Origin of the sequence: Rhodococcus sp. AG1013 (assembly GCF_003350365.1) — a bacterium.
Lineage (GTDB): Bacteria > Actinomycetota > Actinomycetes > Mycobacteriales > Mycobacteriaceae > Prescottella.
On the sequence record NZ_QQAT01000008.1, the window covers coordinates 81,222 to 106,507 of the forward strand.

At 68.2% G+C, this 25,286-nt stretch carries 27 protein-coding genes; 21 read left to right on the forward strand and 6 right to left on the reverse strand.

Translation table 11 applies throughout. From position 1 onward, the window contains the following. Positions 1-8: 8 nt before the first annotated feature. The gene (locus tag DEU38_RS12265; RefSeq protein ID WP_181818767.1) at positions 9-1,562 is read left to right on the forward strand and encodes a dynamin family protein; all 1,554 of its coding nucleotides are present in this window, start codon (positions 9-11) and stop codon (positions 1,560-1,562) included. Here the strand turns inward: DEU38_RS12265 and DEU38_RS12270 are convergent. Beyond that, positions 1,546-3,354, reverse strand: a complete 1,809-nt coding sequence (locus DEU38_RS12270; protein ID WP_114721514.1) for a penicillin-binding transpeptidase domain-containing protein — start codon at positions 3,352-3,354, stop codon at positions 1,546-1,548. The genes DEU38_RS12265 and DEU38_RS12270 overlap by 17 nt on opposite strands. Positions 3,355-3,473: 119 nt before the next feature. Here DEU38_RS12270 and DEU38_RS12275 point away from each other — a divergent pair, with 119 nt between their 5' ends. From DEU38_RS12275 to DEU38_RS28445, 7 genes are all read left to right on the forward strand, one after another. Further along, the gene (locus DEU38_RS12275) at positions 3,474-4,370 is read left to right on the forward strand and encodes a LysR family transcriptional regulator (protein ID WP_114721516.1); all 897 of its coding nucleotides are present in this window, start codon (positions 3,474-3,476) and stop codon (positions 4,368-4,370) included. Continuing rightward, entirely contained in the window at positions 4,367-5,260 is an 894-nt protein-coding gene (locus DEU38_RS12280) for a serine hydrolase (RefSeq protein ID WP_114721518.1), read from the forward strand. Before DEU38_RS12275 ends, DEU38_RS12280 begins: the two co-directional genes overlap by 4 nt. Positions 5,261-5,359: 99 nt before the next feature. Further along, positions 5,360-6,028: a HemK2/MTQ2 family protein methyltransferase gene (locus tag DEU38_RS12285; RefSeq protein ID WP_114721520.1), complete on the forward strand. Its 669-nt coding sequence runs from the start codon at positions 5,360-5,362 to the stop codon at positions 6,026-6,028. Next, positions 6,021-6,227 carry a CDGSH iron-sulfur domain-containing protein gene (locus tag DEU38_RS12290; protein WP_309473096.1) on the forward strand — a complete coding sequence of 69 codons (207 nt, stop codon included), beginning with the start codon at positions 6,021-6,023 and terminating at the stop codon, positions 6,225-6,227. The genes DEU38_RS12285 and DEU38_RS12290 overlap by 8 nt, the downstream gene beginning before the upstream one ends. Before the next feature lie 226 nt (positions 6,228-6,453). Further along, positions 6,454-6,693 carry a hypothetical protein gene (locus DEU38_RS12295; protein ID WP_114721524.1) on the forward strand — a complete coding sequence of 80 codons (240 nt, stop codon included), beginning with the start codon at positions 6,454-6,456 and terminating at the stop codon, positions 6,691-6,693. 79 nt (positions 6,694-6,772) lie between these two features. Then, a complete protein-coding gene (locus DEU38_RS12300) occupies positions 6,773-7,783 on the forward strand; it encodes an iron-containing redox enzyme family protein (protein ID WP_114721754.1) in 1,011 nt (336 codons plus the stop codon). Between the two features lie 42 nt (positions 7,784-7,825). Continuing rightward, positions 7,826-8,002: a hypothetical protein gene (locus tag DEU38_RS28445; RefSeq protein WP_181818759.1), complete on the forward strand. Its 177-nt coding sequence runs from the start codon at positions 7,826-7,828 to the stop codon at positions 8,000-8,002. A 37-nt stretch (positions 8,003-8,039) separates the two neighbouring features. Here the strand turns inward: DEU38_RS28445 and DEU38_RS12305 are convergent, their stop codons facing one another. Beyond that, positions 8,040-8,966, reverse strand: coding sequence for a LysR family transcriptional regulator (locus tag DEU38_RS12305; protein ID WP_114721527.1), 927 nt, complete (start codon positions 8,964-8,966; stop codon positions 8,040-8,042). A 70-nt stretch (positions 8,967-9,036) separates the two neighbouring features. Between DEU38_RS12305 and dapA the strand changes: the two genes are divergently transcribed. After that, complete coding sequence (gene dapA / locus DEU38_RS12310) at positions 9,037-9,969, forward strand: 4-hydroxy-tetrahydrodipicolinate synthase (protein ID WP_114721529.1); 933 nt, start codon at positions 9,037-9,039, stop codon at positions 9,967-9,969. A gap of 40 nt (positions 9,970-10,009) precedes the next feature. On the opposite strand, the gene DEU38_RS12315 is transcribed toward dapA, so the two are convergent. Both DEU38_RS12315 and DEU38_RS12320 read right to left on the reverse strand, forming a co-directional pair. Continuing rightward, positions 10,010-11,425 carry an NAD(P)/FAD-dependent oxidoreductase gene (locus tag DEU38_RS12315; RefSeq protein WP_114721531.1) on the reverse strand — a complete coding sequence of 472 codons (1,416 nt, stop codon included), beginning with the start codon at positions 11,423-11,425 and terminating at the stop codon, positions 10,010-10,012. Further along, the gene (locus DEU38_RS12320; RefSeq protein ID WP_114721533.1) at positions 11,422-12,015 is read right to left on the reverse strand and encodes a hypothetical protein; all 594 of its coding nucleotides are present in this window, start codon (positions 12,013-12,015) and stop codon (positions 11,422-11,424) included. Before DEU38_RS12320 ends, DEU38_RS12315 begins: the two co-directional genes overlap by 4 nt. A gap of 250 nt (positions 12,016-12,265) precedes the next feature. Here DEU38_RS12320 and dnaK point away from each other — a divergent pair, with 250 nt between their 5' ends. The 7 genes from dnaK (at position 12,266) to DEU38_RS12355 (ending at position 18,067) form a co-directional block, all read left to right on the forward strand. Then, on the forward strand, positions 12,266-14,107 hold the full coding sequence (gene dnaK, locus DEU38_RS12325; RefSeq protein WP_114721535.1) for a molecular chaperone DnaK: 1,842 nt from the start codon (positions 12,266-12,268) through the stop codon (positions 14,105-14,107). After that, entirely contained in the window at positions 14,104-14,667 is a 564-nt protein-coding gene (grpE, locus tag DEU38_RS12330) for a nucleotide exchange factor GrpE (RefSeq protein WP_114721537.1), read from the forward strand. The genes dnaK and grpE overlap by 4 nt, the downstream gene beginning before the upstream one ends. A 34-nt stretch (positions 14,668-14,701) precedes the next feature. Then, entirely contained in the window at positions 14,702-15,880 is a 1,179-nt protein-coding gene (gene dnaJ, locus DEU38_RS12335) for a molecular chaperone DnaJ (RefSeq protein WP_114721539.1), read from the forward strand. Positions 15,881-15,912: 32 nt separating this feature from the next. Beyond that, positions 15,913-16,320 (forward strand): heat shock protein transcriptional repressor HspR, encoded by a 408-nt coding sequence (locus DEU38_RS12340; protein ID WP_114721541.1) that lies wholly within the window; start codon positions 15,913-15,915, stop codon positions 16,318-16,320. Positions 16,321-16,367: 47 nt separating this feature from the next. Next, positions 16,368-16,712 (forward strand): hypothetical protein, encoded by a 345-nt coding sequence (locus DEU38_RS12345; RefSeq protein ID WP_114721543.1) that lies wholly within the window; start codon positions 16,368-16,370, stop codon positions 16,710-16,712. Then, positions 16,709-17,254, forward strand: a complete 546-nt coding sequence (locus tag DEU38_RS12350; RefSeq protein WP_114721545.1) for a hypothetical protein — start codon at positions 16,709-16,711, stop codon at positions 17,252-17,254. Before DEU38_RS12345 ends, DEU38_RS12350 begins: the two co-directional genes overlap by 4 nt. Before the next feature lie 321 nt (positions 17,255-17,575). After that, the gene (locus DEU38_RS12355) at positions 17,576-18,067 is read left to right on the forward strand and encodes a hypothetical protein (RefSeq protein ID WP_147283507.1); all 492 of its coding nucleotides are present in this window, start codon (positions 17,576-17,578) and stop codon (positions 18,065-18,067) included. A 140-nt stretch (positions 18,068-18,207) separates the two neighbouring features. On the opposite strand, the gene DEU38_RS28450 is transcribed toward DEU38_RS12355, so the two are convergent. Beyond that, the gene (locus DEU38_RS28450) at positions 18,208-18,378 is read right to left on the reverse strand and encodes a hypothetical protein (protein WP_181818760.1); all 171 of its coding nucleotides are present in this window, start codon (positions 18,376-18,378) and stop codon (positions 18,208-18,210) included. 430 nt (positions 18,379-18,808) lie between these two features. Between DEU38_RS28450 and DEU38_RS12360 the strand changes: the two genes are divergently transcribed. From DEU38_RS12360 to DEU38_RS12380, 5 genes are all read left to right on the forward strand, one after another. Further along, complete coding sequence (locus DEU38_RS12360; RefSeq protein WP_114721549.1) at positions 18,809-20,023, forward strand: ABC transporter substrate-binding protein; 1,215 nt, start codon at positions 18,809-18,811, stop codon at positions 20,021-20,023. Positions 20,024-20,069: 46 nt separating this feature from the next. Continuing rightward, complete coding sequence (locus DEU38_RS12365) at positions 20,070-20,927, forward strand: branched-chain amino acid ABC transporter permease (RefSeq protein ID WP_114721551.1); 858 nt, start codon at positions 20,070-20,072, stop codon at positions 20,925-20,927. 2 nt (positions 20,928-20,929) lie between these two features. Then, the gene (locus DEU38_RS12370; protein WP_114721553.1) at positions 20,930-22,753 is read left to right on the forward strand and encodes an ABC transporter permease subunit; all 1,824 of its coding nucleotides are present in this window, start codon (positions 20,930-20,932) and stop codon (positions 22,751-22,753) included. Beyond that, the gene (locus DEU38_RS12375; RefSeq protein WP_114721554.1) at positions 22,753-23,472 is read left to right on the forward strand and encodes an ABC transporter ATP-binding protein; all 720 of its coding nucleotides are present in this window, start codon (positions 22,753-22,755) and stop codon (positions 23,470-23,472) included. Before DEU38_RS12370 ends, DEU38_RS12375 begins: the two co-directional genes overlap by 1 nt. Before the next feature lie 105 nt (positions 23,473-23,577). Further along, entirely contained in the window at positions 23,578-24,477 is a 900-nt protein-coding gene (locus DEU38_RS12380) for a TIGR03619 family F420-dependent LLM class oxidoreductase (protein ID WP_114721555.1), read from the forward strand. A gap of 75 nt (positions 24,478-24,552) precedes the next feature. On the opposite strand, the gene DEU38_RS12385 is transcribed toward DEU38_RS12380, so the two are convergent. Further along, complete coding sequence (locus DEU38_RS12385) at positions 24,553-25,239, reverse strand: TIGR03619 family F420-dependent LLM class oxidoreductase (protein WP_258557851.1); 687 nt, start codon at positions 25,237-25,239, stop codon at positions 24,553-24,555. Between the last annotated feature and the right edge of the window lie 47 nt (positions 25,240-25,286).

The following is a 25,286-nucleotide window of genomic DNA, read 5'->3' on the forward strand; positions in this document are numbered from 1 at the left end:
CGGCGTCGATGTCGTTCGAGCGGGCGCGCGCCCTGATCGTGTCGGCACGCGAGATCTACGCAGACAACCCCGTCGCGCGGGCGCAACTGAACGAGTGCGCGTCCCGGCTCGAGCAGCCGTTGCGCGTCGCGCTCGCCGGTTCCGTCAAGGCGGGCAAGTCCACGCTGCTCAATGCGTTTGTCGGACAGGACATCGCCCCGACCGACGCGACGGAGTGCACCCGCGTCGTCACCTGGTACCGCGGCGGCACGACGCCGACGGTCACCGCCCGCTACGACGGCGCCGAATCCGCCAATGTGGCCGTGCAGCGGCACGCGGGACGCCTGACGTTCGACCTCGGCGACCTCACGGCGGACCGTGTCGACCGCCTCGACGTGGAATGGCCGGCCAGCGCGCTCGCCCAGACGACGATCATCGACACCCCCGGTACGTCGTCGCTGTCGAAGGACGTCTCCGCCCGCACCCTCGAGATGCTGACCCCCGAGAACGCGGTGTCCGGCGCCGACGCGGTGGTGTACCTGCTGCGCAGCCTCAGTGCGTCGGATGTCCAGTTCCTGGGCCGGATCGGTGCCCACGTGGGCGGCGAGTCCGGGCCGCTCGGCGTCGTCGGGGTGGTCTCGCGCGCCGACGAGGTGGGGGCGGGCCGGGCCGACGCGATGCTGTCCGCGAAGGAGATGGCGGCCCGGTTCACGGCGGAACTCGAGCTCACCGGACTGTGTCAGGCGGTCGTTCCGGTGGCGGGCCTCTTGGCGCTGGGCGCGCGGACGTTGCGGCAGAGCGAGTTCGCGGCATTCGAGGCGCTCGCGCGGGTGCCGGGGGAGGATCTGCAGCTGGCGATGCTGTCCGCCGACCGGTTCGTCCGCGACGACGCCCTGCTGCCCGTGGACGCGGCGATGCGCCGTCAACTCGCGGACCGGTTCGGCCTGTTCGGGATTCGGCTCGCGGTGATGCTGATCCGGCTCGGGGTGCAGGATTCGCCCAGCCTCGCCGCCGAGTTGGTGGCCCGCAGCGGGCTCGACGAACTGCGACAGGTGATCGACGTGCAGTTCGGCCAGCGAGCCGATCAACTCAAGACGCACTCCGCGCTCGTCGCGCTCGAACGGGTCCTCGAAGCGCACCCCACCCCGCAGACGCCGCGCATGATCGACGAGGCCGGACGGCTACTCGCGGACGTCCACGGCTTCCAGGAGTTGCGCATGCTCGGCCGGCTCCGCAGCGCCGAAACCGGCCTGTCGGGCGACGATCTGACCGAACTGCAGCGGCTCATCGGTGGTTTCGGCATCGATCCCGCACAGCGGCTCGGGCTGGCGGCCGACGCCTCGCTCGAGGAGGCGCGGGTCGTGGCGCTCGCAGCGGTGCACGAGTGGCGTGAGCGGGCGGCGCATCCCCTGGTCGACCAGTTCACCGCCCGGGCCTGTCGCGTCGCCGCCCGCAGTGCGGAGGGAGTGCTGACCGAACTGGGCGGGACCGGCGGGGTCGGTGGATTCGCCGGGGCGATGCGGCTCGACATCGACGCGGGGGCGGTGCGCGTGGCGCCGGTCGCGTCTACTCCTCGTCGCTGATCGGTCGCAGGAAGCTGCCGGCGATGTCGAGCGCGGGGCCGGAACTCTCGCCCGAGACCACCAGCACCGCGAACGCGACGTTGCCGCGGATCCCGACGAACCATCCGTGGGCGTGCGTGCCGTCGCCGAATTCGGCGGTCCCGGTCTTGCCCATGAGCCCGGAGATGTCGGAGAGGCTCGTGGCGGTGCCGCTGCGCACCGTCTCGGTCATCATTGATTTCAGGTCCCGCACATGGTCGGGGTCGAGCGGCCCCGGTGTGTGGTCGGCGGTCGCGGGCTCCCCGCCGATCAACTGGGGTAGAGGGGCCCGGCCCCCGGCGATCGCCGCCGCGACCATCGCCATCCCGAAGGGGCTCGCCAGGTCCTCGCCCTGGCCGATCGCGGCCTCGACGCGCTGCGCGGGCGTCTGCGCCGACGGCACCGAACCGGTGACGGTCGTCAGTCCCGGTGTCAGGTAGTCGACGCCCAGCCCGAACTCGCGTGCCTGCACCTGAAGTGCGTCGGCGGGCAGCCCGACGGCCAGTCTGCCCATCGTCGTGTTGCACGAGTGGGCGAACGCCGAGTGCAGCGGGACGCGGCCCAGATCGAACTCGTTCTCGTTGGGGATGACGCGGCCCTCGATATTCGCGGTGCCCGGGCAGTCGACGGTGCTGTCGGCGTTGACCGCGCCGCTCTGCAACGCAGCCATCGTCGTGACGGTCTTGAATGTCGAGCCCGGCGGATACAGGCCGGTCAGGGCGATGGGGCCGGACTTGTCGGCGGCCCCGTTCTGCGCGACCGCCAGCACCTGGCCGTTCGTGGCATCGAGCGCGACCAGCGCGGCCGCGCGGGGTTCGGTGTTCACGGCCTGCTGGGCGAGATGCTGGATGCGGGGATCCAGCGTCGTGCGCAGCGCCGTGCCGTCCGGCGGGTCGCCGCCGGTGAGGGTGCCGGCGACGCCGCCGTCGCGCTCGACGGCCTGCACCCGCCAGCCCGCCGAATCCTGTTGTCGCGATTCCCAGGTCGCCCGCAGCTCGGCGACCACCGGCGACGTCAGCGCCCGGTCGACGGTGAGTAGCCGCATCTGATCGGAGAGATGGATGCCGGGGATCTTCGCGAGTTCGGCGCGGATCGGCGCGGCGTCCTGCTGCCGCAGGCTCACCAGGTTCACCCGCTCGCCCGGCTTCGCCGCCGCGCCGGGATTCGGCGGGGCGACTTCGAACCCCGGTACCGCGCGCGACAGCAGACGCGACAGTTGCGCCCGCACCGCAGAATCGGTTGCCAGCGTGTTCGATTCGATGTCGACGACCGTGACCGTCTGCGGCTCCAGCAGTGCCATCCCGTTGGCGTCGAGGACGGCCCGTGTGTCGGCGACCGGTGTGTACTGCAGGGCCTGGCCGGGCTGGAGTCGTTCGTTGACCACCGCGGAGGACCACGACACCCGGCGGGTGCCGTCGGTGTACGTCAACGGCACCGCCGTGGTGTAACTCCAGGACCGTCCGCCGCCGAAATCCCAGTCCGACCGGTAGGTGAACCGTGAGTCGTCGGCGCGTTCGACGGTGAACTCGGCCTCGGCGCCGTCGCCCACACCGTCGAAGGTGCGGCGCAGCACGTCGCTCGCGCCGTCGGGGTCGTCGGTGAGCGATGCGGCGGCCGCCACGTCCCCGCTGCCGAGGGCGTCGACGAACTTGCGCGCCACCTTCTCGCCGGAGTCGGGACCACCCAGCACGCCGCACGACGTCAGCGCCACCGCCGCCGCGAGTGTCAGTGCGCCGCGCTTCCACAACTCCCGCTTGGTCCCGTCGGCCATCATCACTCCGCTCGTTCGATTGGATGTCGATTGGCAGCGAAGCATCGAGGACTCCGGCGAGTCCAATATGCTATTGACGTGAGACCGATACTCGATACGAATAAGGCCAGTTCAGGGCCGTCGTGAACCTTCTGTTGCACCTCGAATTCTTCATCGCCGTGGCCGAGGAGCAGCACTTCGGCCGCGCTGCCGCCCGCCTCGGGATGACCCAGCCGCCGCTGAGCCAGGGCGTGAAGAAGCTCGAGCGTGAACTCGGCGTCACGCTGTTCCACCGCGGATCGAAGGGCGTCGTGCTCACCGCGAGCGGGCAGGCGCTGCTGCCGGACGCGATCGACCTGATCGGACAGGCCCAGCGCTTCACCGACACCGCGCGCCGGCGGCAGGCGCACGAGCGCACCCTCCGCGTCGGCGTCATGCCGAAGGTGCCGACCGCGCTGGTCGCGGACCTCGCGGCGACGGTCCGGTCGTTCGCCGGGTCGGGCCGCGTCGAGGTGAGCATCGCCCCGAGTGCCGATCTCGTCGACCAATTGGGTTCCGGTGCAATCGATCTCGGTGTCATCGAGCATCCCGCCCTGGTGGACCCGCTCACCGGCACCGACGTGGTGCCCCTGCCTCTGACCCTGCTGGTGCCGGCCTCGCACCCGGCGGCGGCGCAGGACCCGTGCGGGCTGTCCCGCCTGACCGGCCTGCGGTTCGCGTCGCCGCCACGCTCCGACGGCCCGGCGGCGTACGACCTGCTGGGCGACGCATTCGCCCGGGTCGGGACCGACCTGGACGTCATCAACGCACCTGACGACCGGTGGGCCCTCGCGCTCGTGGCCGCCGGCCAGGCCTTCGCCCTCACCGCGGACCACACGCTGTCGGCTCCCGGGGTGGGCCGGGTCCGGCCGGGCGACGAGTCGATCCGCCTGCGCCTGCGGTGCCTGCGGTCGGCGTCGGCCGACGTGCCGGACCGGGTGCTCGACGCGATGGCCGCGCGGATCGCCGGCTACGCGGCGGCCGGGCAGGTGACGTCGTGACGGGTACGACTGGACTGTCGGACGTGTTCGTCGACGCCGCCGTGCGCGGATGTCTGCACGCGATCCCGGTGTCGGACCGACGCGCGGGTATCGAGGTCGGGGCATCGCCGGACCAGCCGGTGGTCATGGCCTCGGTGTACAAACTGCCGCTGCTCGTCACGTTCTGCCGCCTCGTCGACGCCGGTGATCTGGACCCGCGCCGGCAGGTGACCCTCGACCCGTCCACCCGCACCACCGGGCCGACCGGTGTCTCGCAGATGTCGGATCCGGTACGAATGTCGCTGCGCGACATGGCGCGCTCGATGATGGCGGTGTCCGACAACGCCGCCGCCGACGAACTGCTCCGGCGCGTGGGTGTGGACCGGGTGAACGAGACGATGGGCGGCCTGGGGCTCTCGTCGACGCGGATCGTCGGTGGCACCGCGGACAGCCTGGAATCGCTGGTGGCGGACACGGGCACGCGCTCGCCCGCCGAGGCGTTCGCCCGGATCGGCGACAACGACACCGTCGTGTTCCCGAGCGGCTACGACCCGGTGCTGTCGAGCGCGACCACCCCGCGGGACATGACGACGCTGCTGTCGGCGGTGTGGACCGGGGCCGTCCTGTCCGCGGATCAGACGGCATTCGTCCGCGTCCTGATGTCGAGCCAGGTCTTCACCGCGCGCTTGCGCTCGGGATTCCCGTTCGCAGACGTCGTCGTCGCCGGGAAGACCGGAACGCTCGGTGCGGTACGCAACGAGGTGGGAGTGATCGAGTTTCCCGACGGTGACGCGTTCGCGGTCGCGGTCTTCACCCGGGCGGCGCGCGCGGATGCGCTGTTGCCCAGGGCGGATGCGGCGATCGGTCTCGCCGCGCGTGCGGCGATCGCGGACTTGCGCCGGCTGGGCTGATCCGGCCGTTCCGTCGGTTCCGTGCACCGCCCGCGGGTGTCGGCGATACTCGAAGGAGGTGTCGGTGCTCCGACGCCACGAGGACCGAGGGGGCCCTTCGTGCTTCTCCGATTACCCGGTGTTTATCGTCCGCAAACCGACAGTTTCCTTCTGGCGCAGGCCCTGAGCTCCGAGCCCGTGGGTGCCCGCACTCGGATCCTTGACCTGTGCGCGGGCACCGGGATGCTCAGCGCGCGTGCCGCGGCGGCGGGCTCGGAGGACATCACGGCAGTCGACATCGGCCGTAGAGCGGTGGTGAACACGCGAATCAACGCGTGGCTCAACCGCGCTCACGTACGGGTGGTGCGGGGTGATCTCACGGTGCCGGTGGACGGCGAGCGGTTCGACCTCGTGCTGTCCAATCCGCCCTACGTGCCTTCGGCGACCGACCGGTTGCCGACGCGCGGCGCGGCCCGCGCGTGGGATGCGGGATCGAACGGTCGATCGCTGCTCGATCGCATCTGCACCGAGGTGCCCGACGTCCTGACCGACGGGGGAGTGATGTTGCTGCTGCAGTCCGCACTGAGCGGTCTCGAGAAGACGCAGGTGATGCTCGAGGAGCGGGGGTTGGAAGTCGACATCGTTCGCAGCGTGGACATACCGTTCGGTCCGATAACCGCTGCGCGCGAGGGCATGCTTCGGCGTCGCGGGTTGGTCGAGGCGGGGCAGGACCGCGAAAGGCTGGTCGTGTTCCGTGCCGGGTGGAGGGAGGCGGTCCGTCGTGGCTGACGGCGCGGGAGCCGAGGTGGTCGTCACGGTGTGCCCCGACGGGCCGCTGCTGATCCGCGGCCCGGTGAGTCTCGTCGACGGCGCCGGTGTCCCGATCGTCAACGAACGCGCGACGATTGCGTTGTGCCGCTGCGGGAGGACGGGCCGGTCGCCCTTCTGTGACAGCTCGCACAAACGGAAGAAACAGCAGAATCCGTGAAATCTTCTCTGCGTCAACTCGAGTGACCTAGCGGTTCTCGAGTCATCGTCGAGTCCGCCCCTGGCGGTGAATCATTCACAGGGCTGTCCACAGGTGTGAGTTCTTTCCTCCACAGGCGGCGTGGCCGAAATCCTGTCCAGCAGAACGATCCGGAGACGGGCAGTATGAGAGTCAGTGCCCGGAAACCTTGCGAACGACGACAAGACGGAAACGGGGTTGAGAACGGATGACAACTGGAGGAACAACCGGTCGAACCGATGCGGACCGACAGAAGCTGAACGAGATCGCCGCCAATCTGGACGCGATGATCGGAAGCGGTGTGAGCCCGAAGACGTCGGGTCCCTCGCGCGCCGAGTTGGGGCGCGACTTCGGTCTGGTGCACAAGTTCCTGACCGCACTGGACATCGGACAGCCCGGCCTGGTCGACAGCGAGGAGTTCGACCGGCTCGTGGCGCAGTACACCTAGGCGCTGCACGGAGCGGAACGGAGGAACGAGACGAATGACCACCGCAGGTGACCGCTACTGATCGGGGAAGCCGATGCCGATGCCGATTCCCGAACCACGCGGTCCCGTGAGCGCCGCAGTCGTCGCGGTGCTGTCCGGCGCGGACGACCCGGCGGCCGTGAACACCGCGGCCCGTGGGTACAGGTCGGAGTCGTCGAACGGCATGATCGACGACGATGACGCGCAGCTGGCCTTGGCGCTGTTGTACGAGCTGCATCTGCACGGCGTCGACGGAGCGGACGACCGGCTCGAGTGGGCCCCGGAGCTGATCGCCGCGCGTGCCGAGCTGGAGGCACCGTTCGAGGCGGCGGTCCGCGAGCTCGCGCGCCCGCGGGTGGAGGACGTCGACCCGTCCGATGTCGTGGCAGCGCTCTGGGAGATGACCGCGCCCACGGTGGGTCCCGGGTTGGCGGGCTTCATGGCCACGGACGCGACCGCGGACCAGTTCCGGGAGCTGCTGATCCACCGATCGCTCAACCAGCTGCGCGAGGCCGACGTCCACACGCTCGGCATCCCGAGACTCGTCGGGCGGCCGAAGGCTGCGCTCGTCGAGGTGCAGGCCGACGAGTACGGCGGCGGGCGTCTCGAGCGGATGCACTCGCAGCTGTTCGCGACGACGATGCGCGAGCTGGGGCTGTCCGACGGGTACGCCCACTATCTCGACGACGTCCCGGCGGTCACGCTCGCATCGCTCAACGCGCTGTCCCTCTTCGGGCTGCACCGCCGTCTGCGGGCCGCGCTCGCCGGACACCTGTGCGCGGTGGAGACCACCTCCGCGCTGCCGAGCAAGAAGTACGCCGCCGGGCTGCGTCGGCTCGGCTTCGGCGCCGCGGCCACCCTGTTCTTCGACGAACACGTCGAGGCCGACTCCGTGCACGAGCAGATCGTCGTCCGCGACCTCGCGGGCGGTCTGGTCGCGCAGCGCCCGGACTGTGCCGGCGACGTCCTGTTCGGCGCGGCCGCGTGCCTCGCGTTCGACGACCTGGTGGGCGAGCACATGGCGAACTCGTGGGCCCGCGGCGCGAGTTCGCTGCGATCCCGCGCGGGCTGAGATCTGGACAGGCGGGCGCGACACCGACCGACACTGACGCGTATGGGTCTGCTGTGGGCGATGACGCTTCCCGGCCTGGCGTGCTTGCTGATACTGCTGGCATTCGTCGAGGTGGTGTTCAGCCGGATCACCGGTCGAGGCCTGCTGCCGTTGATCCGGGTGGATCTGGCGTCCGGGTCCATCCGTGTCGATCGACCGGAATCCGGATCCGACGCCTGACCTTTGCGGGCAATGACCCGGCCGGCGGCCCGGGAGATCACCCGATGTGCGATCGATCGGTTGTCGAGGGGCGCTGTGGAAGCGATCGTGCCGCACGGTGCAATTCGTCGCTCACGGCGGCGAATGGCGGCCGGAACCGACTTCCGAGCCGGTAGGCGATCCGGGTCCGCCTGTGGATCGGGAGAGTCGTGAGCACTACACCCTCCGGGACGTCGGTCGCTCCGAGTTGGGGAACCAACGCCACGCCGTCTCCCGCGGCGACGAGTCGCAGGACCGTCGCGAAGTCATCGACCCGATGGGCTATGTGCGGTTCGAAGCCCTGGGACTGACAGGTGCGTACGGCCATCGTGTGGCAGAGGGTGCCGGTGTTGCCGACTATCCAGCGGCTTCCGGCGTGCCGGCGGACCACCGTCATGTCGACCCCCTCCGCCGGTTCCGTTGACGCGAGGTACACGACCTCGTCGAGGATCGGTTCGGTCTCGATGCCTGGCCCCATGGTGGAGGGCACGTTGTCGTATTCATGAACCAACGCGATGTCCAGTCGACCGCCGCGAAGAAGATCCGGCACGGTGGCGGGATCCACCTCGGTCACCGTCAGTTCCAAACCCTTCTCGGCGCGGCCGATCTCCAGCATTGCGGGCAGCACGATCGTCCGTAGGGCAGTCGGAAACGCCCCCAGGCGAACCGAACCCGACAGGCCCTTCTCGCTCGCGGCGAGCGCGGCCTCGGCTCGTTCCAGGTCGGCGAGCACGACCTCCGTGTGCTCGACCAGCATCGTCCCGGCCGGCGTGAGACTCACCCGACGGCCCGTGCGTGTCAACAGCGGGCGACCGGCCTCGCGCTCGAGGGCCGCAAGCTGCTGTGACACCGCCGAGGGCGTGTACGACAGTGCCTCTGCGACCGACGCGATGGTGCCTCGGTGGGCGAGTTCGCGCAGAAGTCTGAGCTTGCGGATGTCGAGCATCAGTTCAGCTTACGGATAGCGCCATGAACAGTAACTGGATCTTGATTATGTGCGCGGTGAGACTGGGTGCATGACCTTCCACCCGTCAGGAATTCTCGTCCCGCTCGTCACTCCGTTCGCGGACGACGGTGAGCTCGCCGCTGCCGAGCTGGAACTCCTCGCGCACGCCGTGATCGACGAGGGAGCGGCCGGGATCGTCGCGTTGGGGACCACCGCGGAGCCGGCGACGCTGAGCCCACCGGAACGCCGCGATGTCGTGCGGATCTGTGGCAGGGTGTCCCGCGAGCGCGGGGTTCCTCTGCTCGTCGGGGCCGGCTCCAACGACACGGTCGGCACCGTGCGGGCGATCGAGGCGCTGAATGCGGAAGCCGATGTCACGGGCGTATTGGTAGTGGTCCCGTACTACACGCGACCGTCCGAGGCGGGGGTCATGGCGCACTTCGAGTACGTCGCCGATCGGAGTCCGCTTCCGCTCGTTCTGTACAACGTTCCGTACCGCACCGGCCAGTATCTGGGTTGGGAGTCCGTTGTGCGCCTGGCGAAGCACCCGCGGATCGTCGGCATCAAGCAGGCAGTCGGCTCGGTGGATACCGACACCGCGCGGCTTCTCGCGGAGTCTGCGTCGTCGGGTCGCGCCGCAGGGTCCGCTCCTGTGGACGCGTTCTCGGTTCTTGCGGGGGAGGACACGCTCGTCTCGCCGCTGCTCGCGATGGGTGCGGCGGGCGCGATCGCGGCGACCGCGAATGTGTGTGCGAGGGAATTCGTCGAACTGTACGACCTCTGGCGCAGCGGACGACCCGTGCCCGCACGGGCGCTGGCGCACCAATTGGTGGGGCCCACATCCGCACTGATGTCCGAGCCCAATCCCACCGTCATCAAGGCCGTTCTCCATGCCCAGGGTCGGATATCCACCCCGAACGTCCGGCTTCCGTTGCTGCCGGCCGGTGAGCCCGGGGCGATCGTCGACGCGCTCCGGCACCTTCGCCTTGCGCTCTCGCGATGATCGATCCCAACGTGCCGTGGGCCGGTGCGGCGTCCGAAACCTAACGCTCGATTCGCCGCAGTGCCGACCTGGCTGCGTTGTATCCGCCCATCCCGTGCGCGCCGCCGCCGGGCGGGGTCGCGGCGGAGCAGATGTAGACGCCCGGGATGCCTGTCGAATAGGGGTCGATGGCCACCCGCGGGCGCGTCAACAACTGCACCGGATCGTTCGCGCCGGTCGCGATGTCGCCGCCCACGTAATTGGGGTTGTAGGCGGGCATCTCGACGGCGGACCGGGTGAAGCTGCCGACGATGCGGTCCCGGGTGTGGGGTGCGAAGCGCTCGATCTGGTGCAGGATCGCCTCCGTCGCGTCGCCGGTGTATCCGTGCGGCACATGGGCGTACGCCCACACCGGGTGCACGTCACCGGCCGATCGTGAGGGGTCCGCCAGGTACTGCTGTCCGATCAGGACGAACGGACGCTCGGGCATCCGGCCGCGGTGCAGGTCCCGCTCGGTCGCGACCACCTCCTCGAAGGTCCCGCCGAGGTGGACGGTGCCGGCGCGGCGGCATGCGTCGTCACGCCACGGAATGCCGCCCTCGACGGCCAGATCCAGCTTGAACGCCGCCGGACCGTACCGGTACCGGCGGTACGCGCGGGCCACCCGGGCCGGCAGCCGGTTGCCGGCCACCTCGGCGACGCCGGTGGGCGACAGGTCGAGCATCGTGATGTCGGCGCGCGGCAACTCGCCCAGCGAGCGGACACGTCGTCCGGTCTCGATCCGACCGCCGTGGGCGAGTAACAGTGAGGCCAGCGCATCGGTGATCGCGCGGGACCCGCCCTTCGCGACCGGCCAGCCGTAGCGGTGCCCGGCGGCGAGCATCATCAGGCCCGCCGCCGACGTCGTGGGCCGGGACAACGGGTAGTAGGCGTGCGCGGCCACACCGCCGAACAGCGCCCGCGCCTGCGCGGTGCGCCATCGCCTCGCCGTCAGCGTGGCGGGGGCGAGCGCATGGATCCCGAAGCGCACCATCGGGATCGGGTGCCTGGGCAGGTGTACGACGGGACGCAGCAGTTCGCCGGCCAGTTCGTCGAAGTGCTCGGACAGCGGCGCGAACAGCCGTCGCCACGCGGGTCCGTCGGGCCCCAGTCGGCTCGCCGTCTGCTCGATCGACCGTGTGAACACGCCCGACACGGCGTCGTCGAGCGGATGCGCGAGATCGATCTCCGGATACCGCCATTCGAGTCCGTGCGCGGAGAGGTCGAGCGAGCGGAAGAACGGTGACGCCACGCCCATCGGGTGCACCGCCGAGCAGTCGTCGTGCAGCAGTCCGGGCACGAGGCGCTCGGAGGTGCGGGTGCCGCCGCCGATCGTGTCCGCGGCCTCGTACACGGTCACGGAGATGCCGCGCAGCGCGAGCGCCACACCCGCGGCCAGCCCGTTGGGGCCGGAGCCGACGACGACGGCGTCCGTCATGGCGTGCCGCCGGCCGGGCGGTCGAGCCACGCCGAGACGGCGGGTGCGAACAACAACGCCGTGCCCACCACGACCAACCCGGCCTGCAGCAGCGGCGCCCACGTGAGGGCCCCGTACACGAGGTCACCCGCGTCGGCCAGCACGCTCCACGAGGCCACCGACGCCGCGACGGTGAGGACGCCGACGACGGTGAGCCAGATGCGGGGCCGACCGTGGCCCGACCGCAGGCGCACGATCCCGAGGACCGCCGCCAGGACCAGCAGCAGGCCGACACCGCCGACACCCAACACGGTGAGTCCGGACACCTGGTCGACCGTGGCGGACTCGGCCGCCGGATTCCGTGAGGCGAGACCGGTGTCGAGGGCGTCGACGACGGAGTCGTAGTAGACACCGAGGACCCCTGCCACGGCGGCGAAGGCCGCGAACGAGAGGGCCCAGGCCGTGACCGCCGCGGTGAGGGACCGCGGCGCGAGACCCGGATCGGCGTCGAGGGTGTGCAACGGCGCGACGGCGACGTCGGGCCGGGGCGGCCGGGGCCGGTGCGGCTGCGCCGGCACCGCCGTTGCCTCGTGTTCGCCGGTGGTGTCCACGTCCGAATCGTATCCGCGCCCGCGGTCCGGTCAGCCCGGTCGGGAAAATCCCGCAGTCGGGAACAAACCCGTGAGGCGGCCCGTTGACCATTTCGAGAACCTGAGCGTCAGGGACTCAAGTTTCGGATTGACTTCGACCGGAGTCGCATGCAAACTTGAGCCGGATACGCTCACCTGAGGTTCATCAGCTCAGTGTCGAGAAGATAACCGCAGCTCGAGAGGCTGCGAAGAAGGAAAGTGAGGGATCACTATGGCTCGTGCGGTCGGAATCGACCTCGGGACCACCAACTCGGTCGTGTCTGTGCTCGAAGGCGGCGAGCCTGTAGTGGTCGCCAACTCCGAGGGCTCGCGCACCACCCCGTCCGTCGTGGCCTTCGCCAAGAACGGTGAAGTGCTCGTCGGTCAGCCCGCCAAGAACCAGGCGGTCACCAACGTCGACCGCACCATCCGCTCGGTCAAGCGCCACATCGGCACCGACTGGAACGTGGAGATCGACGACAAGAAGTACACGCCGCAGGAGATCAGCGCCCGCACGCTGATGAAGCTGAAGCGTGACGCGGAGGCGTACCTCGGCGAGGAGATCACCGACGCCGTCATCACCGTCCCCGCCTACTTCGAGGACGCGCAGCGCCAGGCCACCAAGGAAGCCGGACAGATCGCGGGCCTCAACGTCCTGCGCATCGTCAACGAGCCCACCGCGGCCGCGCTGGCGTACGGCCTCGACAAGGGCGAGAAGGAACAGACCATCCTGGTCTTCGACCTCGGCGGCGGCACCTTCGACGTGTCCCTGCTCGAGATCGGCGACGGCGTCGTCGAGGTCCGCGCGACCTCCGGTGACAACCACCTCGGTGGCGACGACTGGGACGAGCGCATCGTCAGCTGGCTGGTCGACAAGTTCAAGGCTCAGAACGGCATCGATCTGACCAAGGACAAGATGGCCCTGCAGCGTCTGCGTGAGGCTGCGGAGAAGGCGAAGATCGAGCTGTCCAGCTCGCAGAGCACCTCCATCAACCTGCCGTACATCACCGTCGACGCGGACAAGAACCCGCTGTTCCTCGACGAGCAGCTCACCCGCAGCGAGTTCCAGAAGATCACCTCCGATCTGCTGGATCGCACCCGCGCGCCGTTCCAGGCCGTGGTCAAGGACTCGGGCATCGCCGTCAAGGACATCGACCACGTCGTGCTCGTCGGTGGCTCCACCCGTATGCCGGCCGTCTCCGACCTGGTTCGTGAGCTCACCGGTGGCCGTGAGCCCAACAAGGGCGTGAACCCTGACGAAGTGGTTGCAGTCGGAGCGGCGCTTCAGGCCGGCGTCCTCAAGGGCGAGGTCAAGGACGTTCTGCTGCTCGACGTCACCCCGTTGTCTCTCGGTATCGAGACCAAGGGTGGCGTGATGACCAAGCTCATCGAGCGCAACACCACGATCCCGACCAAGCGCTCCGAGACCTTCACCACGGCGGACGACAACCAGCCGTCGGTGCAGATCCAGGTGTTCCAGGGTGAGCGCGAGATCGCCTCGCACAACAAGCTCCTCGGATCGTTCGAGCTGTCCGGTATCCCGCCGGCCCCGCGCGGCGTGCCGCAGATCGAGGTCACCTTCGACATCGACGCCAACGGCATCGTGCACGTGACCGCGAAGGACAAGGGCACGGGCAAGGAGAACACGATCAAGATCCAGGACGGCTCCGGTCTGTCCAAGGACGAGATCGATCGGATGATCAAGGACGCCGAGGCGCACGCGGAGGAGGACAAGAACCGCCGCGAGGAGGCCGAGGTCCGCAACCAGGCCGATTCGCTGGTGCACCAGACCGAGAAGTTCATCAAGGACAACGAGGACAAGGTGCCCGCCGACGTCAAGGAGAAGGTCGAGGCCGCGGTCACCGAGGTCAAGACCGCTCTCGCCGGCTCGGACATCGCCGCCGTCAAGGCTGCAGTGGAGAAGCTGTCCACCGAGTCGCAGGCCCTGGGCCAGGCGATCTACGACGCGCAGGCCGCCGACGCCGCCGCGTCGGGTGACGGCTCCGGCCCCGCCGCTGACGACGTCGTCGACGCCGAGGTTGTCGACGAGCCGACCGATCAGGACAAGAAGTGACGGCGGAAAACCCCGAGCGCGAACCGGTGACGGCCGACGATCAGGTCGACGCCACCACCACCCCGGCTGCCTCCGAGGAGGCGGCCGGGGCCGGTGCGGCCGAGACGGACGATCTGACCGCGATCACCTCCGAACTCGAGAAGGCCAGCACCGAGCTGGGCTACGCGAAGGCGGAGATCGCCAACATCCGCCGCAACGCGTTGGCCCGGATCGATCGGGCCGTCGAGGACGAGAGGGTCGCGGTGGTCGGGAAGTTCCTCGACCTCGTCGACGATCTCGACCGGGCACGCGCCCACGGGGATCTGGAGTCGGGACCGCTGAAGGCGCTGTCCGACAAGCTCGCCGGTGTGCTCGACGGTCTCGGCCTCGAGGGGTTCGGCGCCGAGGGCGATGCCTTCTCCGCGGAACTGCACGAGGCCGTGCAGATGGAGGGTGACGGTGACAACCCCGTCCTCGGGGCAGTGCTGCGCAAGGGCTACCGCCTGGGCGAACGAGTGCTCCGCACGGCGATGGTGACCGTCACCGACGGCGCGCCTGCAGCCGAAGCGGCAGCCGAGTAGATAGACAGACAACAGTGAAAGGAGGAGACGCCCAGTGAGCCAACGGGAGTGGATCGAAAAGGACTTCTACAAGGAACTGGGTGTCTCTTCCGACGCCTCCGCCGACGAGATCAAGAAGGCGTACCGCAAGCTGGCCCGGGATCTGCATCCCGACGCCAACCCCGGTGACACCAAGGCGGAGGAGCGTTTCAAGACGGTCAGTGAGGCGCATGCCGTCCTGTCCGACCCCGCGAAGCGCAAGGAGTACGACGAGGCCCGCCGCTTGTTCGCGAGCGGCGGCTTCGGCCCCGGAGCCGGATACAGCACCGGCGGTGGCGGTTTCGGCGGCGGCGGCTTCGACATCAACGACCTGTTCGGTGGTGGCGGCGGCGGTGCCGCCGGCGGCGACGGTGGCCTCGGTGACCTGTTCGGCGGGCTGTTCAACCGCGGTGGCGGTGGCCGCACCACGGCGTCGCGTCCGCACCGCGGCAGCGACGTCGAGACGGAGACCACGCTCGAGTTCCGCGAGGCCGCCCAGGGCGTGACGGTTCCGCTGCGCCTGACCAGCAGGTCGGCGTGCACCACGTGCCACGGCAGCGGTGCCGAGCCGGGTACCAGCCCGCGGGTGTGCCCGCGCTGCAACGGAACCGGCGTCGTCAGCCGCAACCAGGGTGCGTTCGGTTTCAGTGAGCCGTGCGACGACTGCCGCGGCACCGGGTCGATCATCGACGATCCGTGCGCCGACTGCCACGGAAACGGCGTCACCAACCGCACCCGCACCATCACCGTCCGGGTTCCCTCGGGCGTGAGTGACGGCCAGCGGATCCGCCTGGCGGGTCAGGGTGAGGCCGGGCTGCGGGGTGCACCGTCCGGCGACCTGTACGTCACCGTCCACGTGCGTCCCGACAAGGTGTTCGGGCGCAACAACGACGATCTGACGCTGGTGGTGCCGGTCAGTTATGGCGAATTGGTGCTCGGTACGACCCTGTCGGTGCCGACACTGGACGGCCGTGTGGGCGTGAAGGTTCCGGCCGGAACCGCGGACGGACGGATTCTCAGGGTGCGAGGGCGCGGTGTGCCCAAGCGCGGCGGAGGCGCCGGCGATCTGTTGGTCACCGTGAAGGTTGCGGTGCCGCAGAAGCTCGACGACCCCGCCACCGAGGCGCTCCAGACCTACCTGGAGGCAGAGAAGGCCAGCGGATTCGATCCGCGGGCAGGATGGGCCGGCGCCTGACCGGCGAGAACCGATCGAACAGGTGAACCATCATGAGCGACAAGCAGCGCAAGGCGTCGGAGGTCCCAGCGGACCCCGATGCGCGGGTGTTCGTCATCTCGGTGGCCGCCGAACTGGCCGGGATGCACGCACAGACGTTGCGTAACTACGACCGGCTCGGACTGGTCACCCCGCACCGCACCACCGGTGGCGGCCGCCGGTACTCGCCGCGGGACGTGGCGCTGTTGCGTGAAGTGCAGCGCCTGTCCCAGGACGAGGGCGTCAACCTCGCCGGCATCAAGCGGATCATCGAGCTGACCAACCAGGTCGAGGCGCTGCAGCACCGCGTCGACGAGATGGCCGCCGAGATCGCCCGCGTCCACGCCAGTTACCGCCGGGACCTGGTGCCCATCCCGCGCAGCAACGCGCTCGTCGTCTGGAAGCCGCGCAACCAGCGCTGAATCCCCGGTTGCTAGTGTGTGTCCCGAACACAACCCGGGGGGGCGACGTGGACGCGTTGACGACTGATCTCGAACATCTCGAGCAACTGAGTTCGATCCTGCATGCACTGGGTGACGAGGCGCGTTCGCTTCGCACCGGTCCGGCAGCAGGTCCCTACGCCTCGACCGTCGGCGGCACCATGTCGTCGGTACTCGAGGCGTCGAGCATTTCCGCTGATCTCGTGGACGGAGCACTCGTCGCCGCGCTCGCTGAGCGTCTTGGAGAGACGGGTGACGTCATGCGCTACGTCGCCGCGCAGTATCGGAACCAGGAGACCGCGAACGCCGAACAACTCGTGCGCACCTATCTCGACGCGACGGGCGACTGGGATGCACCGGGGGACCCCGCGTGACCCTCTCGCGTTCACAGATCGAATCCTGGAATCCGGCCACACTCAACGATGTCGCGGATGCGTGGGAGGCGTTCGGCTCGAAGGTCGAGGGTTTGTTCGACCGCTACGTCGAGGCGGTCACCCGCGTGAACGACGGGTACTGGGAAGGCCGAGCTGCCGAGGCGGCGCAGGATCGTGCGACCTCGGACCGGAAGACCGCCCTGGCCGTGGTCGATCGGCTCGGAAGCCTCGCGGCGCGAGCGCGGCAGGGATTCTTCGAGATCGACGCCCCGCTGTCTCGGGCGCGCAACGCGATCGCCGGTGCCGAAGGGGAGCGGTTCGCGGTGTCGAGCGCACTTCAGCTCACCGACACCCTGTCCGAGTCCTCGCCGCAACGCCGGACATTCCGGATGGTGTCCGATCCGAATACAAGGATCTGTTCGACGACCAAGGAAACCTGCGACCCTACGATGCGATCGATTCTCGGGGTGACAGATGGAAAACAGATCTACGAGCAGTGTTCAACAAGATCGGTGATCCAACAGACGGCCATGGGAGTTTGATGCAGGAGATGTACAACGAAGTAGTCCGCAATGACGGGTAGAAATCGGTCGATTGCCATCGGAGTGATCGCGCTAGGACTACTGGTCGCGTCATGCGGTGTCACTGACGGTGATTCCGATTCCGAGCCTCAGCAAGTGCCGGGGCCTGTGTACTCGAATGTGTGGTCAGCCGGTGCAGACGTCAGCATCTTCAGCAGGGGTGCAGAATTGACGCGCGCTGCACTCGAGGCCGGCGAGTACGCGACGTATGTTGGTGCAGCACAGTCATTCCCCGGCTACCTGGACGCGCTCCCCGGATACATCTCGAGTACGAATCCGGCCGTGGAGGACTACTTCTTTTCGAACCAACCGGGTGAATCCCAGCAGAAGCCCACAACGTTCTTTCGCCACATTGCAGAACTCGAAGAGTCCAAGCGAACCGTGAACGCGACGGTTTGCGATTATTGGATCGACCCAGACGGTACTGCGAATCCTGGACCGAATCAGCTGCGTGGCGCCTGGTGGGTCAAACTGTCGAATCCTGGAGGCGATCCGGGCGTACCTGCCGTCGCAGATACGGATGCACGGACGAACGACCAGCGGGAGCACCCGATACCGACATGGAATGTCTTCGGCTCGTGGAAGATCGACAAGCTCAAGTATGTGCCGATTGAGGAAATTCCGCGTTCCTGTGTTGATTGGTGGCAGGAGCGGTTCCCGACCTTCGTGCCTCGAAACGGCTCCAACGTTCTCGACCCTCCTGAGGGGTACGTGCCCGAGACAATGCCGGTCGCGGTGCAGTATCCGGAGTGGATCGGGCCGCCCACGTCTTGATCAACCGCTGCAGCGGTGGATCAACCGCCGGGCCTAGGCACGGATCACCCGCCATCCGGCTGCTTCGAACGCGTGCTAGCGTTCGACGCCGCGGTTCCGTTGCTCCACCTCGAAGTGGTGGTCGCCGTCGTACTCCTCGATCACGCTGCACAACTGGATGATTCCGCGCGGACCCGGGTGTCGACCTCGATGTCGTTGTGCAGGTAGGTGTCGGGGTAGATGCGCGTGTAGTGGCGTCGGAGTCCACGCCTGCTCACCAGGCCCCGATCGAGGGCGGCCCCGCCGTGGAACGGTACGAGAATTCCCGTCATGCCGGCACTCTCGCGGCGTGCCCCGACACGGAATGCGCCCAGCGCGCCGCGGCGTCGTCGCCTTTGGGCGGTGCCGGTGCTGTGGACAGCCCCTGATCGACCCTGACCAACCCCGGAACGGGAGTTCACGGCACGCTTTCGGCCCCGGGAACGTGCCGTGAATTCCCGTTCAGCGGTATCGCGGGGTATCGCCCTCCCATCCCATGGTCGAGTCGGTTGACGTTACCCACGTCACACCCTTATGCTCCCACTCGAGCAAGTGCTTGGTGAATCAAGCAAGTGCTTGATGGGAAGAGCTCGGTGGGTGTTGATGCAGGGTGACGTGTCGAGGCGTCGCCCAGCTGGGGCTCGCCGAGCTCTTCCGTGTCCAAACACGCCAAGCGAGCGCTTGGTTCTGTAGGTACGTAGCGGGTGTCCTAGGAGGGCAGTCATGAAGAATCGGCGTCCAGTGTTCGTCGCGGCGGTTGCCGCGTCGGTCTTGACGATTGCGGGGTGCGGTGGCACGGACTCCGCCGAGGCCGGCGGCGCCGATGCGCCGTACCGGGTCCTCGTGACCGGCGGTATCAGCGCCCAGGGTGTCCTCGCGGCCAACGCGCAGACCTCGATCCTCGCGACCAAGGCCGGTGTCGAGGTTCAGAACCAGGCCGGTGGCATCGGTGGTCGCCAGATCGAACTGACGGTCGTCGACGACGCCGGTGACGCCACTATCGCGGTCACCAAGGTGCGCGAGGCCATCAACAAGCAGAAGCCGGACCTCGTCCTCAACTCCGGACCGTCGTCCGTCGGCGCCGCGGTGCTGCCGATCCTCGAGCAGAACGACATCCTCTCGTTCAACGTTGCGCCCACGCCGGATTCGACGGATCCGTCGAAGTTCCCGCTGAACTTCGACCTGGCGCCCGGCGCCGGCGACAACGCCCGCGGCATCGTCGGTCACGTGAAGGAGAAGGGCTACGACAACATCGGTGTCATCCACGGCAGCACCGCGTACGGCGAGCTGTTCGGCAAGGAGATGACCTCCGAGCTGGAGAAGGCCGGGCTGAAGCAGGCCGGCAACGAGGAGTACGAGGCCACCGCGCTGGATATGACCGCGCAGCTGCAGTCGCTCAAGAACGCCGGCGCCAAGGCGATCGCGCTGGACGCGTACGGCGCGCCGCTGGGTTACGTCCTGCAGAGCATGCAGCGTCTGGGCTGGGACGTGCCGCTGATCGGCAACACCTCGGTGTCGAGCACCAACCTCGTCGCCAACGAGCCGCCGAACGGCGTCCTCGGTACGCCTGAGGTGAAGAACCTTGTCTCGCAGGTCTTCACGAGCACCGTGTACGACCCGAACAACGAGGCCGTCAACAAGATGGTCGACACGATGGCCTCGATGGGCGCCATCTCGTCGACGCTGATCATCGCTGACAACTACGACGCGTTCCCGCTCGTGGCCGCCGCTGCCGAGAAGGCCGGCACCACCACCGATTCCGAGAAGCTGGCGCAGGCGCTCGAGACCGAAGAGGTCCAGAAGAACGCGAAGACGGCCTTCCTGTCCCGCTACAACTTCACTGCCGACAACCACGGCCCGAACCCGACGCAGGACGAGATGAAGTTCATCGCGCCCACCAAGGTCGTCAACGGCCAGTTCGGCAATCCGGCCGCATGACGTTCATGAACTCTGATTCCCATACGACGCGAAGGAGGTTCTCGCTGTGACGATTCTGTGGTCGGGGCTCGCCCTCGGCGCTGTCTACGTGCTCGTCGCGATCGGGTACAACATCGTGTTCGTCTCGTCGAACACCTTCAACTTCGCGCAGGCGCAGTTGATGATGGTCGGCACCTTCGTGGCCTACACGGGCCTGGTGACGCTGAAGCTTCCGGTGCTGGTGGTTGCCGTGATGGCCACCGTGACGGTGATGATCCTCGCGGCCGTCGAGGAGTTGGTCGCGATCAGACCGGTCGCCGATCACCAGAACCAATTGGTGACGACATTGGGTGCGGCGACGTTGCTCAACGGTGCGACGCAGTTGATCTGGGGCAGTGAGCCGCTGACGGTTCCGTTCTTCGGGTCGAACGACCCGATCACCATTCTGGGCGGCCGGACGTATCCGGTCGAGATCGCGCTGCTGGTCCTGTCGATCGTGCTCGTGATCGGCCTCGGTCAGCTGAGCAAGCGGACCATGACCGGTCTGGCTCTCATGGGTGTCTCCGAGGACCGCGAGGCCGCGATGCTGCGTGGTGTCAATGTGCGGCGCATCGCGATGGGCGCGTTCGCGTTCTCCGGTGCGATCGCCGGTGTGCTCGGACTGTTCGTGGGCCCCAAGACGTTCGCGGTCGCGACGCTCGGTGCCGCGCTGGCGCTCAAGGGCTTCGTGGCCCTGGCGATCGGCGGCTTCGGTTCGCTGCCGGGCGCACTGATCGGTGGTCTGACGGTCGGTCTGGTCGAATCGTTCACCGCACTGTGGGCGGGTAGCCAGTACAGCAACATTGCGGTGTTCGTCGTGCTGATCGTCGTCCTGATGGTCAAACCTGCCGGACTGTTCGGCACGGTGAAAGAACGGGTGGTGTGACCATGCAGATCTGGCGCACTCTGCGCGGTGTCCCGAGCTGGATCTTCGCGCTCGCATTCGGCCTGATCGTGTTCTTCGCACCGATGCTGGGCATGGACGCGACGAACACGCGTCAGCTCCAGCTGGCGTGCATCCTGGCCCTGGTGGTCAGCGGCCTGAACCTGAGCCTCGGCTATGCCGGTGAGCTCGCACTGGGCCAGGCCGCGATGTACGCGGCCGGCGCGTACACGGCCGGTCTGATGTCCCAGGCCGGGCACACCGAGATCCTGGTGCAGTTGGCGGCCGCGGGCGCGGTCGCACTCATCGTCGGCATCATCACCGGCATTCCCGGTCTGCGACTGGGTAGTTGGTCGCTGGCGATGACGTCGTTCTTCCTGATCCTGTTGGTGCCCGACATCCTCGCGATCTTCGGCGGCAAGACCGGTGGCCGTAACGGCCTGTCCGGGATGGAACCGCCGACGCTGTTCGGCCAGGACATCGACAAGAACTTCTACTACGTCGTGGTCGGCGTGACGATCCTGTGGTTCGTGGTGATGCGCAACCTCGTGGTCTCGCGTCACGGCATCGCGTTCCGCACGCTCAAGCAGTCTCCGGTTCTCGCGCAGTCCCAGGGTGTGTCCGTGTTCCGGATGAAGCTGTTGGGCTACGCGATCGGCGCCCTGCCCGCAGGCCTCGCGGGCGCCCTGTTCGCGAACACCGACCTGTTCATCGCCCCCGAGGCGTTCGGTTTCACGTTCGCCACCGCGGTGCTCGCGGCGTCGATCCTCGGTGGTTCGGCAAGCGTCTACGGTGCGGTGATCGGTGCGGCCACCATGCAGTTCGGGCCGAATCAGTCGACCGCGTTCCAGGAGTACTCGCTGATCTTCTACGGCGGCTTCCTGATCATCGGCGGCGTCCTGCTCTCGGGCGGACTCACGAAGGTGTTCCGCAGCCTGGCAACCAGGCTCGACCGCAAGGCCGGTATCGGCGCCCTCGAACGGCCGGAACCGCGGGACCCGGAGGCGATTCCGTATGTCGATCCCATCGCGGGTGCCACGCTCGAGGTCGACGGCATCTCGAAGGCGTTCGGCGGGAACCAGGCGCTCGAGGCGGCGACCCTGCGGGCCGAGCCGGGCCGGGTGACCGCGCTGATCGGGCCCAACGGTTCCGGCAAGACCACGATGCTCAACATGATCTGTGGCTTCTACACCGCGGACTCCGGTCGAATCGTCATCGGTGACAACGAGGTCCAGAAGTTCTCGTCGAACCGGGTGGCCCGTGAGGGTGTGGCCCGCACGTTCCAGACCCCGAACATCCCCGAGAACGTCACCGTCCTCGAGGCGGTCGCCTCGGGCCGGTACATGACGAACCGTGCCTCGATGCTCTCGGCCGTGTTCCGGCTGCCGAGCTTCCGCAAGGTCGCCAAGGCCGACATCACCGAGGCCGAGCGGGTCCTCGAACTGGTCGGAATGTCGCACCTACGGAACGAGGTTGCCACCTCGCTGCCGCTGGGAATGCGACGGATGCTCGAGGTCGCGCGCGCCGTGATCGCCGAGCCGCGGGTCCTGCTGCTCGACGAGATCGCGTCCGGCATGGACGAGGACGAACTCGTGCGGCTGTCGGTGCTCATCCGCGCCCTGCGTGACGCCGGCGCCACCGTGCTGCTGGTGGAGCACAACTTCCGCCTCGTCCTCTCCCTCGCCGACACCATCGTCGTGCTGGCGCAGGGACAGGTCATCGCGTCGGGCCCGCCCGCGGAGATCGAGCACCACCCCCGCGTGCTCAGCGAGTACCTCGGCGTGGACCCCGACAGCGGCACGGCTACCGAGCTGGAGAAGGTGGAGTGATGAAACCGGTTCTGAGCGTTCGGAATCTGCAGTCCGGTTACGGTGACCTGCGCGTGGTCTGGGACGTCTCCTTCGACGTCTACCCCGGCCAGGTGACGGCCCTGCTCGGACGCAACGGTGCCGGCAAGACCAGCACCCTGCGTGCGATCTCCGGTCTCAACAAGGTTCACGGCGGCACCATCGAGATGGACGGCCAGGACATCTCCGGTGTTCCCGCCCACCAGCGGGTGCGCCGCGGCATGGCGTACGTGCAGGAGGGCAAGCGCGTCTTCCACAAGCAGACCATCGAGCAGAACCTGCTGCTCGGCGGCTACACCACGAAGAAGCGTCGCACCGCCCTCAAGTCCGAGGTCGAGCGCATCTACGATATGTTCCCGATCCTCGGTGAGAAGCGGAACCTGTTGGCCGGCTCGATGTCCGGTGGTCAGCAGCAGATGCTGGCGATCGGTGCGGCACTGATGGCAGAACCGAAGCTGCTGCTGCTCGACGAGCCGTCGGGCGGCCTGGCCCCCGTCATCGTCAACGAGGTCATGGAGCGCGTCCAACTGCTCAAGGAAACCGGCCTGGCCGTGCTCCTCGTCGAGCAGGCCGTCGAGGCGGCGATGAGCGTCGCCGACCACGTCACCGTCCTCGACATCGGCAAGGTCGTCATGGACTCGCCGGCGTCGGAGATCGACGACCTCGCAGTCCTCAAGGACGCGTACTTCGGGCGCGTCTGACCGGCACTGCAAACCCCTCAACGGGAGTTCACGGCACACTTCGACAGCGAATGCGTGCCGTGAACTCCCGTTTCGGTGCTTTTTGAAGGAAGAGGAGAAGGACACATGAGGATCGGACTGGACGTCTTCGGTGCGGAGCGACTCTACGACGGCGACCACCGTGGACTGCTCGACCTGGCGGCGGAGGCCGACCGGCGCGGCATCGACCTGATCACGACCTCGGACCACCTGGGCTTCTCGCGGGAGGCTCACGAAGAGCGGGTGCGTGCCAACGGTTTTCCGTTCGAGCTCGAGCATCCGTGGCTCGACCCGATGTCGTTGCTGTCCGCGGTGGCCGCGGTGACCGAACGGGTGGAGCTGGGCGTGTACGTGCTCGTTGCGCCGCTGCGGCCGGCGCTGTTGCTCGCCAAGCAGATCGCGACGCTGGACGTGCTGTCGCGGGGCCGGACGCGGATCGGGATGGGCGTCGGCTGGCAGCAGGCCGAGTACGAGGCGGCGGGGATTCCGTTCGAGCGCCGCTTCGGCCGGTTGGAGGAGACGGTGGCCGCGTGCCGCGAACTGTGGGGTCCGCCGCCGGCGTCGTTCACCGGAACGGGCTTCGCGTTCTCCGACTTCTACAGCCTGCCGCGTCCCGTGCGGTCACGGGTGCCGGTGATCTTCGGGATGGCGCCGTCGAAGCGGAACTTCGACCGGATCGCGCGCGTCGGCGACGGCTGGACCGCAGCCCCGGCGGACATGCCCCGCCTCGCCGAGAGCATCACGCTGCTGCGCAACTGTTTCGAGGAGCAGGGCCGCGACCCGGCATCCGCCGAGGTGCAGATCATGCTGCCGGCAATCGACGACGGATCCGGTGGCGTCGACTTCGACGCGATGGCGGCATCGGCCGACCAGGCGCGGGAACTGGGCGTCGACTCCGCGCTGGTGCGTCCGTCGGCGCTGGCAATCGGGGCAGATGACGTCGATGCGTTCCTGACCTGGGCGGTCGGGCTCGGTGGGAATGCGTAGCCCAGCGGACCCCTGAGCGGGAGTTCGCGGCACACCTTCACCGTCGACGTGTGCCGTGAACTCCCGTCCAGTGCTTCAGGAGCCGGCGATGGCCTGGTCGGCGAAACGGCGGACGGCGTCGAGGCGGGCCCACGGATCGGACGGATCGGCGCCGTAGAGTCGCCACAGGGAGACCCGGACACGGGTGACGCCGATGTCGGCGAGCGCGCGGTATCCGTCGATGTCCGAGACGTCGGTGAGGGAGGCGTCGATCTCGAACGGCTCGTCGGCGCGCCCGAACTCGGCGCGCAGTTCGCCCAGACGCTCGATCGCGGAGGTCAGTTCTGCGACCCCGGTGTTGACGGAGATCCAGCCGTCCGCGAAGCGTGCCGCGCGGCGCAGGCCGGCCTCGCTGTGCCCACCGCCGTAGACAGGCACCGGCAGATCCGGTGCGGGACTGATCATCAGCCGGTCGAAGTCGTAGTGGTTGCCGTGGAACTCGACCCATTCGGGACCACGCCCGGCGCACACGGCCTGCAGGATCTCGATGGCCTCGTCGGTGCGGGCACCGCGGGTCCGCATCTCGGTGCCGGTGAAGGTGAACTCCTCCGGGATCCACGACAGCCCGACGCCGACGGCGATCCGGTTGCCCGACATCACGGCCATCGTCGCGACCTGCTTCGCCGTCAGCAGCGGATCACGAAGCGGCAGCTTCAGCACGTTGGTGTAGAAGCCGATTCGCTCGGTGACGGCGGCCATCGCGCCCGGCAATGCCCACTTCATCGTTCGAACGTAGGGGACGCATCGGTGTGCGTGCCTGGGCGATCCCG

Excerpts from the sequence above, each read along its gene's own strand:
- DEU38_RS12265 (WP_181818767.1), top strand. The coding sequence starts at position 9 with ATGTCGTTCGAGCGGGCGCGCGCCCTGATCGTGTCGGCACGCGAGATC.
- DEU38_RS12270 (WP_114721514.1), bottom strand. The coding sequence starts at position 3,354 with ATGATGGCCGACGGGACCAAGCGGGAGTTGTGGAAGCGCGGCGCACTG.
- DEU38_RS12295 (WP_114721524.1), top strand. The coding sequence starts at position 6,454 with ATGACAACTGGAGGAACAACCGGTCGAACCGATGCGGACCGACAGAAG.
- DEU38_RS12300 (WP_114721754.1), top strand. The coding sequence starts at position 6,773 with ATGCCGATTCCCGAACCACGCGGTCCCGTGAGCGCCGCAGTCGTCGCG.
- DEU38_RS28445 (WP_181818759.1), top strand. The coding sequence starts at position 7,826 with ATGGGTCTGCTGTGGGCGATGACGCTTCCCGGCCTGGCGTGCTTGCTG.
- DEU38_RS12305 (WP_114721527.1), bottom strand. The coding sequence starts at position 8,966 with ATGCTCGACATCCGCAAGCTCAGACTTCTGCGCGAACTCGCCCACCGA.
- dapA (WP_114721529.1), top strand. The coding sequence starts at position 9,037 with ATGACCTTCCACCCGTCAGGAATTCTCGTCCCGCTCGTCACTCCGTTC.
- DEU38_RS12315 (WP_114721531.1), bottom strand. The coding sequence starts at position 11,425 with ATGACGGACGCCGTCGTCGTCGGCTCCGGCCCCAACGGGCTGGCCGCG.
- dnaK (WP_114721535.1), top strand. The coding sequence starts at position 12,266 with ATGGCTCGTGCGGTCGGAATCGACCTCGGGACCACCAACTCGGTCGTG.
- DEU38_RS12340 (WP_114721541.1), top strand. The coding sequence starts at position 15,913 with ATGAGCGACAAGCAGCGCAAGGCGTCGGAGGTCCCAGCGGACCCCGAT.
- DEU38_RS28450 (WP_181818760.1), bottom strand. The coding sequence starts at position 18,378 with ATGACGGGAATTCTCGTACCGTTCCACGGCGGGGCCGCCCTCGATCGG.
- DEU38_RS12360 (WP_114721549.1), top strand. The coding sequence starts at position 18,809 with ATGAAGAATCGGCGTCCAGTGTTCGTCGCGGCGGTTGCCGCGTCGGTC.
- DEU38_RS12370 (WP_114721553.1), top strand. The coding sequence starts at position 20,930 with ATGCAGATCTGGCGCACTCTGCGCGGTGTCCCGAGCTGGATCTTCGCG.
- DEU38_RS12375 (WP_114721554.1), top strand. The coding sequence starts at position 22,753 with ATGAAACCGGTTCTGAGCGTTCGGAATCTGCAGTCCGGTTACGGTGAC.
- DEU38_RS12380 (WP_114721555.1), top strand. The coding sequence starts at position 23,578 with ATGAGGATCGGACTGGACGTCTTCGGTGCGGAGCGACTCTACGACGGC.
- DEU38_RS12385 (WP_258557851.1), bottom strand. The coding sequence starts at position 25,239 with ATGAAGTGGGCATTGCCGGGCGCGATGGCCGCCGTCACCGAGCGAATC.